9 protein-coding genes and 1 pseudogene are annotated in these 8,841 nt (G+C 70.1%); 5 read left to right on the top strand and 5 right to left on the bottom strand.

The window, feature by feature from the left end; all coding sequences use genetic code 11:
• The first annotated feature begins 212 nt into the window (after positions 1-212).
• The 5 genes from AC1D1T_RS26950 to AC1D1T_RS26930 are packed head-to-tail and all read left to right on the top strand — an operon-like array spanning position 213 to position 5,328.
• On the top strand, positions 213-2,744 hold the full coding sequence (locus AC1D1T_RS26950; protein ID WP_477840167.1) for an ATP-binding protein: 2,532 nt from the start codon (positions 213-215) through the stop codon (positions 2,742-2,744).
• Between the two features lie 17 nt (positions 2,745-2,761).
• On the top strand, positions 2,762-3,370 hold the full coding sequence (locus AC1D1T_RS26945) for a sulfite oxidase-like oxidoreductase (RefSeq protein ID WP_477827025.1): 609 nt from the start codon (positions 2,762-2,764) through the stop codon (positions 3,368-3,370).
• The gene (locus AC1D1T_RS26940; RefSeq protein WP_477827026.1) at positions 3,370-4,089 is read left to right on the top strand and encodes an FAD-binding oxidoreductase; all 720 of its coding nucleotides are present in this window, start codon (positions 3,370-3,372) and stop codon (positions 4,087-4,089) included. The genes AC1D1T_RS26945 and AC1D1T_RS26940 overlap by 1 nt, the downstream gene beginning before the upstream one ends.
• Positions 4,090-4,115: 26 nt before the next feature.
• Positions 4,116-4,907: a HipA family kinase gene (locus AC1D1T_RS26935; protein ID WP_477840165.1), complete on the top strand. Its 792-nt coding sequence runs from the start codon at positions 4,116-4,118 to the stop codon at positions 4,905-4,907.
• A complete protein-coding gene (locus tag AC1D1T_RS26930; protein ID WP_477827028.1) occupies positions 4,885-5,328 on the top strand; it encodes a DUF3037 domain-containing protein in 444 nt (147 codons plus the stop codon). The genes AC1D1T_RS26935 and AC1D1T_RS26930 overlap by 23 nt, the downstream gene beginning before the upstream one ends.
• Here AC1D1T_RS26930 and AC1D1T_RS26925 read toward each other — a convergent pair.
• From AC1D1T_RS26925 to AC1D1T_RS26905, 5 genes and pseudogenes are all read right to left on the bottom strand, one after another.
• Entirely contained in the window at positions 5,316-6,806 is a 1,491-nt protein-coding gene (locus AC1D1T_RS26925; RefSeq protein WP_477992834.1) for a carboxypeptidase M32, read from the bottom strand. The genes AC1D1T_RS26930 and AC1D1T_RS26925 overlap by 13 nt on opposite strands.
• Positions 6,807-6,854: 48 nt before the next feature.
• Entirely contained in the window at positions 6,855-7,067 is a 213-nt protein-coding gene (locus AC1D1T_RS26920; RefSeq protein ID WP_047512644.1) for a hypothetical protein, read from the bottom strand.
• 245 nt (positions 7,068-7,312) lie between these two features.
• On the bottom strand, positions 7,313-8,104 hold the full coding sequence (locus AC1D1T_RS26915; RefSeq protein ID WP_477992833.1) for a TatD family hydrolase: 792 nt from the start codon (positions 8,102-8,104) through the stop codon (positions 7,313-7,315).
• A gap of 54 nt (positions 8,105-8,158) precedes the next feature.
• A complete protein-coding gene (locus AC1D1T_RS26910; protein ID WP_047512637.1) occupies positions 8,159-8,548 on the bottom strand; it encodes a PilZ domain-containing protein in 390 nt (129 codons plus the stop codon).
• Positions 8,545-8,841, bottom strand: a pseudogene (locus AC1D1T_RS26905) (DNA polymerase III subunit delta'); the annotation flags it as partial. The gene AC1D1T_RS26910 and the pseudogene AC1D1T_RS26905, both read right to left, overlap by 4 nt.

Here is an 8,841-nt window from a genome sequence, read left to right as displayed (position 1 = left end):
GGCCTACCGCTGGCAGTACATCGTCTCCGGCATCGAGCAGCCCCGCTTCTTCCAGCTGCTCTCCGGCCTGCTCACCGAGGAGCAGATGAACCGCGTGACCCATGCGCTCACACCATTGATCGGCTGAATCCCCAGCGTCCGCCGATGCCAAAACGCGGCATCATCCGCTGATGAGGAAGGGGCATCTGGCGGGTCCGGCAGTTCCGCATGCAGTGGCAGGCTCGGGAGCGAGCACCCTCGCCCCGCGCCGGCCCGGCCTGCGCCGCAGCCAGTCGGTGCTGGTCGTGGGGCTGCTGGTGATGGTGCTGACGCTCTCGGCGGCAGGTTTCATCAGCTGGCGCAGCCGCCAGGACGCCCTCGACGACTGGCGGCTGTTTCTCTCCAAGCTCTCGACGCTGGCCGTGCGCCATGCCGACCAGACGCTCGCCGCGGCCGACGCCGTGCTCGGCCGCGTGATCGACGAGATCAACAAGTCCGAGCCGATCGACGAGGTCGCGCTGCGCCGCATCGCCGGCCGGCAATCGGTGTTCGACATGATGCGCGAGCGCCAGAAAGACCTGCCGCAGATCGACGTGATCTCGATCGCGACCACCGCGGGCGACATCGTCAATTTCTCGCGCGGCTACCCGCCGCCCGACATCAACGTGTCCGACCGCGACTACCTGAAGACCCACCTGTCCAACCCGTCGCTGGAGGTGTTCCTGTCCGAGCCGGTCAAGAACCGCGGCAACGGCCGATGGACCTTCTATCTCGTGCGCAAGCTGCGCAATCCGCAGGGCCGGATGATCGGCATCGCCCAGGTCGGCATCGAGAGCGAGTATTTCGAGCGCTTCTACCGCTCGATGAACTTCGAGCAGGGCGACGTCTCGCTGGCGCTGCTGCGCGGCGACGCCACGTTGCTGGCGCGCCACCCGCCGCGCGAGGATTTCATGGGCCAGGTCATCAAGGGCAGCGGGTCGCTGCGCGCGCTGGCCGAGGGCGCGCAGGCCGGCGGCACCGCCCTCTTCAACGACCCGCGCCCCACCGACCCGAGCGATTCGCGGCTGCGCATCGTCGCACCGGCCGTGTCGCAGGCCTACCCGATGGTGGTCAGCATCATCGCCACCGAGACCGTCGTGCTGGCGCACTGGCGCCGCACCAACTGGCTGGTCGTGTCGGTCGCGCTCGCGATGAACGCCCTGCTGCTGTGGCTCACGCTGTCGGTCTATCGCCTGCTGGAGCGGCGCGACCAGATGCTGAGCGAGCTCGAGCGCGCCCGCTCCACCGCTGAAAGCGCGAGCCGCGCGAAATCCGCCTTCCTGGCCAACATGAGCCACGAGATCCGCACGCCGATGAACGGCGTGCTCGGCATGACCGAGCTGCTGCTGCAGACCGAGCTGACCGCCCGCCAGCGCGACCTCGCGACCGCCGCCTACGGCTCCGGCGAGACGATGCTGCACCTGATCAACGACATCCTCGACGTGTCCAAGATCGAGGCCGGCAAGGTCGAGCTCGAGGCAATCGATTTCGACCTGTCCGCGCTGGTGCACGACGAGCTCGGGCTGCATGCTGCGGCGACCCGCCGCAAGGGCGTGGCGCTGTCCGTCGAGATCGGCCATGGCGTGCCGCAGCTGGTGCGCGGCGACCCGATGCGGCTGCGCCAGGTGCTCGCCAACCTGCTGAGCAATGCGGTCAAGTTCACCGAACAGGGCGAGATCGAGCTGAAACTCGGCGCACTCGATGCCGGCGGGGCGCCCGGGCCGCGCATCGAGTTCTGCGTGAGCGACACCGGCATCGGCATGGACGATGCGGCGCGCGCCCTGCTCTTCCAGCCCTTCACGCAGGCCGACGGCTCGATGACCCGCCGCTACGGCGGCACCGGGTTGGGGCTGGCGATCACGCGGCAACTCGTCACGCTGATGGGCGGGACGATCGCGGTCGACAGCGTCAAGGGGCACGGCTCCACCTTCTTCGTGCGCATCCCGTTCGCCGCGGCGCAGGGCGTGCCCGTGTCGCGCGAGCGGCCGGTCGCACCGGGCGCCGGCAGCGCGCCGCTGTCCGGCCGGCGTGTGCTGCTGGCCGAAGACAACCCGGTGAACATGGAGGTGGCGGCGGCGATGCTCGAATCGCTGAACCTGCAGGTCGACCGCGCGACCGACGGCCTGCAGGCCATCGCACGCTGCCGCGAGCGCGTCTACGACGCCGTGCTGATGGACTGCCAGATGCCGGGCATCGACGGGCTGGAGGCAACCCGCCGCATCCGGGCCCAGGGCGAGCGCGAGCTGCCGATCATCGCGCTGACCGCCAATGCGATGGCCGGCGACCGCGACGACTGCCTCGCGGCCGGCATGAACGACTACATCGCCAAGCCCTTCACCCGCGACGTGATCGAGCACGTGCTGCAGCGCTGGCTCAGCGCGCCGCCGCGCCTGGCGCCGCAGGCGCTGGCCGAACTGAGGGCCCGGCAGCGGCCGGGCATGCACGACCTGCTGCATTCGGTCACCTCGACCTTCCTCGGCGAGGCGCCGCGGCTGATGCAGCAGATGCGCGCGGCGGCCGCCGAACCGGTGCAGTGGACCGAGCTGAAGCGCGCCGCGCATGCGCTGGCCACCTCGGGGCGGCAGCTCGGTGCCGAGCGCCTGGCCGCGCTGTCGATGGCACTGGCCGACAGCGTGCACACCGGCACGAGCGGCGACCTGGGCGCGGCGCTCGACGAGATCGGCGCGGAACTTGCACGCGTCGAGTCGGACGTGCGAGGCTTGTAGGCAACAAGGAGATTCACATGGCAACCCGCGGATTCTTCGGCCGCCGCCCGGCCACCGACGTGGCGAAGCGGCTGCCGCCCGGCCAGCACCTCACCGATGACTTCCCGGTGCTGTCGTACGGCCCGACGCCCGACGTGCCGCTGGCCGACTGGCGCTTCACGCTGCACGATGGCCCGCGCCCGCTGGCCAGCTGGTCGTGGGACGAGTTCAACGCGCTGCCCCAGACCACCTGGCGCGGCGACATCCACTGCGTGACCACCTGGTCGAAGTTCGACACCGAATGGCAGGGCGTCACCGTCGACGACCTGCTGCGCGCCGCCGGCATCGAGGCACCCACGCCCTGGGTGCTGGCGCGCTCGTTCGACGACTACGACACCAACGTGCCGATGGCCGACCTCGCCAACGGGCAGGCGATGGTCGCGACGCGCTTCGGCGGCGCTCCGCTTGCGCCCGAGCACGGCGGCCCGGCACGGCTGCTGGTGCCGCACCTGTATTTCTGGAAGAGCGCGAAGTGGGTCAAGGGCCTGCGCTTCACCGCGCGCGACGAGGCCGGATTCTGGGAGCTGCGCGGCTATCACATGCGTGGCGACCCGTGGCGCGAGCAGCGCTACACGAACGATCCGTGATGGACTGGAGCGAGGTGGTGATCGACGAGGTCCGACCCCGCACGCCGCGGGTGGCCAGCGTGTTCCTGCGCCTGCAGCTGGCCGCGCAGCACGCCGGCCAGCACCTGGACCTGCGGCTGACGGCACCCGATGGCTACCAGGCGCAGCGCAGCTACTCGATCGCGTCGGCGCCGGGTGCGGCGCGGGTCGAGCTGATGGTCGAGCGACTCGACGACGGCGAGGTCTCGCCCTGGTTCCACGAAGCGGCCCAGGCCGGCGACGCGCTCGAAGCGCGCGGCCCGATCGGCGGGCACTTCGTGTGGCAGCCGGCCGATGGCGGCCCCTTGCTGCTGGTGGGCGGCGGCTCGGGCGTCGTGCCGCTGCTGGCGATGCTGCGGTTGCGGCACCAGGCCGGCCGCGGCCTGCCGACGCTGCTGCTGTACTCGGCACGCCGGCACGAGGAGTTGATCTGCGCCGACGAGCTGGCCGCGATGGCAGGCGCCGATCCATCGCTGCGGCTGGTCTTCATCACGACGCGCGAGCCGCGCCGCCGGCCCGGCGACCTCGATCGCCGGCTGGACGATGTGCTGCTGCGCGAAGCGCTGGCCGGCTGGGGCCATCCGCCCGCGGCGACCTTCGTCTGCGGCGCGACGCCGTTCGTCGAGGCCATCGCCTCGGGCTTGCGTGCGGCCGGCATCGACGCCTCGACGATCCGCACCGAGCGCTACGGCGGGGCCTGAACCCGGGTTGAGGCGACAATCCGCCGATGCCCCGCCCCCCCCTGCGCACCGTCTGCGCCCACCGCTACGTCACGCCCTTGCGCGAAGGCGGCTCGCTGCCCGCGATCATCGAGGCCGATGACCAGGGCCTGTACGTGCTCAAGTTCCGCGGCGCCGGCCAGGGCCCGAAGGCGCTGATCGCCGAGCTGGTGTGCGGCGAGCTGGCGCGCGCGGCCGGCCTCGCGGTGCCCGAGATCGTGCTGGTCGAGCTCGAGGCCGAACTCGCCCGCACCGAGCCCGACCCCGAGATCCAGGACCTGATCCGCGCCAGCGCCGGCCTGAACCTCGCACTCGACTACCTGCCCGGCTCGGTCACCTTCGACCCGCTGGCCGACCAGCCGGCCGCCGACATCGCGTCGGCCATCGTCTGGCACGACGCCTTCGTCACCAACGTCGACCGCACGCCGCGCAACAGCAACCTGCTGATGTGGCACCGCCGGCTGTGGCTGATCGACCATGGCGCGGCGCTGTATTTCCACCACGCGTGGGATGGCCACCTCGACCGCGCCGCCAGCCCGTTCGCACTGGTGCGCGACCATGTGCTGCTGCCGTTCGCCGCTGCGCTGCCCGAGGCCGATGCGCGCATGCGCGAGGCGATCACGCCGCAGGCCATCGCCGACATCGTCGCGCTGATCCCCGATGCGTGGCTCGGCGAGCCCGAGGTCTTCGCCGACCATGCCGCGCACCGCCAGGCCTATGCCGATTACCTGACGCGCCGGCTGGCGGCGTCGCATGTCTTTGTCGAGGAGGCGATCCGTGCCCGCTCCCAGCTCCGCTGATCTCTGCACCTACGACTACGCGATCGTGCGCGTGGTGCCGCGGGTCGAGCGCGGCGAGTTCATCAACGTCGGGGCGATCGTCTCGTGCGCGCCCTCGGGCTTCCTGCAGGCCGGCATCGAGGTCGACGAGGCCCGCCTGCTGGCGCTGGACCCGGGCCTGGACCTGGCCGCCATTCGCGCCTCGCTGGCCGCGATCCCCGCGATCTGCCGCGGCGGTGCCGAGGCGGGTGCGCTGGGCCGGCTGCTGCCGCGCGAGCGGTTCGACTGGCTGGTCGCGCCGCGCAGCACGGCGATCCAGACCTCGCCGGTGCACACCGGCCGCTGCCGCGACCTGCCGGGCGCGCTGGAGCGGCTGCTCGATGCGATGGTGCGGCCGCGCCGCGGCGCCCTGCCCGACCCGCCGGCGGATCAGCCCAGGTAGCGGTTCTCGAGGTGCCGGCGGAAGTGCAGCGGGTTCAGCGGCTCGCCACTCGCGCGCACCGCGAGTTCGGCCGTCGTCCAGCGGCTCGCCTGCTGCCACACGTTCTCGCGCAGCCAGTCGAACACCGGTGACAGGTCGCCGGCGGCGATGCGCGAATCCAGGTCCGGGTGCTGGCCGCGCAGGGTTGCGAACCACTGCGCCGCGTACATCGCGCCCAGCGTGTAGCACGGGAAGTAGCCGAACAGGCCGTCCGGCCAGTGCACGTCCTGCAGCGCGCCGTTGGTGAAGTTGCCGCGGGTGTCGACGCCCAGCAGTTCCATCATGCCGGCGTCCCACAGGCCGGGGATGTCTTCCGGCTCGATCTCGCCTTCGATCAACGCACGCTCGATCCGGTAGCGCAGGATCACGTGGGCCGGGTACGTCACCTCATCGGCGTCGACGCGGATGAAGCCCGGGTTCACGCGCGTGACCAGCCGGTACAGGTTGTCGGGCTCGAAGGCCGCTTGCGCGCCGAAATGCGTGGCCAGCATCGGCGCCAGCAGCTGCGTGAAGCCGCGGCTGCAGCCGAGCTGCATCTCGAAGCTCAGGCTCTGGCTCTCATGCAGGGCCATCGAGCGTGCGCTGGACACCGGCTGGCCGAGCCAGTTGCGCGGGCGGTTCTGCTCGTAGCGGCCGTGGCCGGTCTCGTGGATGGTGCCCATCAGGCTTTGCAGGAAGCCGTCTTCGCGGTAGCGGGTGGTCAGGCGCACGTCTTCGGGCACGCCGCCGGAGAACGGATGGGCGCTGGTGTCGAGCCGGCCGGCCTCGAAATCGAAATCCAGCAGGTGCATCACCGCCTCGCACAGCCGGCGCTGCTGCTCGACGGGGAACGGGCCCACCGGCTCGAGGCAGGTCTCGCGCGACTGGCGGTCGCGCACCTGGGCGATCAGGCCAGGCAGCCATTGCCGCAGGTCGCCGAAGACGCGGTCGACCTCGACGCCGGTCATGCCGGGTTCGTAGCGGTCCATCAGCGCGTCGTACTTCGACAGGCCGGTCTGCTCCGACAGCAGCCGGGCTTCTTCGCGGCCGACGCGCAGCACCTCGCGGAAATTGACGACGAAGCCGGCCCAGTCGTTGGCCGGCCGCTGGCTGCGCCACGCATGCTCGCAGCGCGCGGTGGCCAGCGAGCGCGCCTGCACCAGCGATTCGGGCAGCGCATTGGCGAGCCGCCATTCGCGCTGGATCTCGCGCAGGTTGGCACGCTGGAAATCGTCGAGGGGTTCCTGCCCGGCGCGCTCGATGTCGCCGGCGGTCGATGGATCGGTGCGCAACCGATGCATCAGCGCTGAAAGCTCGGCCACCGCGGCGGCCCGGGCATCGTTGCCCTTGGGCGGCATCATCGCGGCCTGGTCCCAGCCGGCGATGGCGCGAAGGTGATCGAAGTGGTGAAGCCGCTGGCTCAGGGYGGCCAGCGCGTCATAGGCGGGTGTCTTGGTCATGTCATCGGGGCTGGAAGCACCCCGATGCTAAGCGACCCGCCAGAGAATTCAGTCGGATTCCGGCTCGGCGTCGATCAGGTGATCGTAGGCATTGATGTCGGACTCGACACGCGGGATCAGCGGCTTGTCCAGCGGGCGGCAGATGCGGCGTTGCAGGCGGTCCAGGCGCTCGGAACGCTCCATCGCCTGGAACACTTCGGCCGGATTCATCATGAGAACGAAGGGGTTGCCAACGATCTCGGTGCTGTCGGTGCTCTGCATGGTGACGCTCCAGTGAACGGGTGTGTCGATGGAGTCACTGTAGGCGCCACATCCTCTTCCTCGTAGTCGGTACCGCTCCAAACGAGGGGTCAGAAGAACCCTGACAAGGCTGTCGGCGGGCCGTCGCTGGGTTGTCGGGGATGGCAGGCGAAAACCAGTGATCCAGCCCCGTATGAAATCATATTTGTCGTTACAGATCAATGAATTGAATGAGTTACCTAAAGCAATTCTTGAGATCCGATTGCTTACATTCCGGCAGGTTCGGGCAGACGGAACAGCGCTTCGAAATTCCGGCTGGTGTGTGCCGCGACCTCCTCGACGGTACAGCCCTTCAACTCGGCGAGCTGCTTCGCGACGTAAGGCACGTAGGCCGGCGTGTTGGTCTTGCCGCGGTACGGCACCGGCGCCAGGTACGGGCTGTCGGTCTCGATCAGGCAGCGGTCCAGCGGCACGTAGCGCGCCACCTCCTTCAGCTCGACGGCGCTCTTGAAGGTCAGGATGCCGGAGAACGAGATCAGGAAGCCGAGGTCGAGCGCCTCGCGCGCCACGGCCATCGTCTCGGTGAAGCAATGGAACACGCCGCGCGAGCGGCCGGCGCCCTGCTCCTTCAGCAGCGCGACGGTATCGTCCGACGCGCTGCGGGTGTGGATCACGAGCGGCAGGTCGCGCTCGAGCCCGGCGCGGATGTGCACCCGGAAGCGCTCGCGCTGCCACTCCATGTCGGCGATGCTGCGGCCGTTGAGGYGGTAGTAGTCGAGGCCGGTCTCGCCGATCGCGACCACCTTGTCGCGCCGGCTCAGCGCCACCAGCGTCTCGACGCTCGGCTCCAGCACGTCCTCGTTGTCGGGGTGCACGCCGACCGAGGCCCAGAAGTTGTCGTGCCCGGCCGCCAGCGCCTGCACGGCGTCGAACTCCTCGAGCGTCGTGCAGATGCACAGCGCGCGGTCGACCTGCGCGGCGGCCATCTCGGCGCGGATCTCGTCCAGGCGGGCACGCAGCTCGGGGAAGCTCAGGTGGCAGTGGGAGTCGACGAACATGGAAGCGGGGCGGCGCCGGGCACAGCGGACTGGACCAGAGGGGACCAGACGGGATCAGATCGTCTGCGTCGGCTTGGCGGATTGGATGGAGGTGCCGAGGATCTCCTCGATCTTCAGCTTCAGCACGCGGGTCTTCTCGTCGGTCGGGAACCGCACGCCGACGCCCTGGGTGCGGCCGCCCGAGGCATTGGCCGGCGTGATCCACGAGACCTTGCCGGCGACCGGGTAGCGCTGCGGATCGTCGGGCAGCGACAGCAGCAGGTAGATGTCCTCGCCGAGCTTGTACTCGCGCGTGGTCGGCACGAACAGCCCGCCCTCGCTGAACAGCGGGATGAAGGCGGCGTACAGCGCGCCTTTTTCGCGGAAGACCAGCTGGATGACGCTCGGCCGCGAGGCTGCGGCGGGTGCAACTGCGCGGGAGGGAGTGGCAGAGGAATCGCTCATCGGGCCGAGTGTACCGAAGGACCCTTGACATGGCGCGCCGGAGCGAGTGCCTCGCGCGCCTGTTGCACCAAGGATTCCACCATCACCGGCTGATTCCACGGGTGCTCGCCATGCCGGCTCGCGGTGGACAGCGCCGACGCCCAGCGCGTCAGGCCGTACAGCGGCATCGCGGCGGGCAGCGATGCCGGCGGAAAGTAGCGCGGCGCAGCACCGCAAGCCAGGCACAGCGCGTCGTGGCAGAGCTTGTGCATCGCCTCCAGCAGCCGCGGCAGCGGCCACGCGCCGAGCTGGCC

The organism is Rhizobacter sp. P2_H3 (genome assembly GCF_056403355.1).
This window is presented reverse-complemented; position numbering and strand designations above follow the sequence as displayed.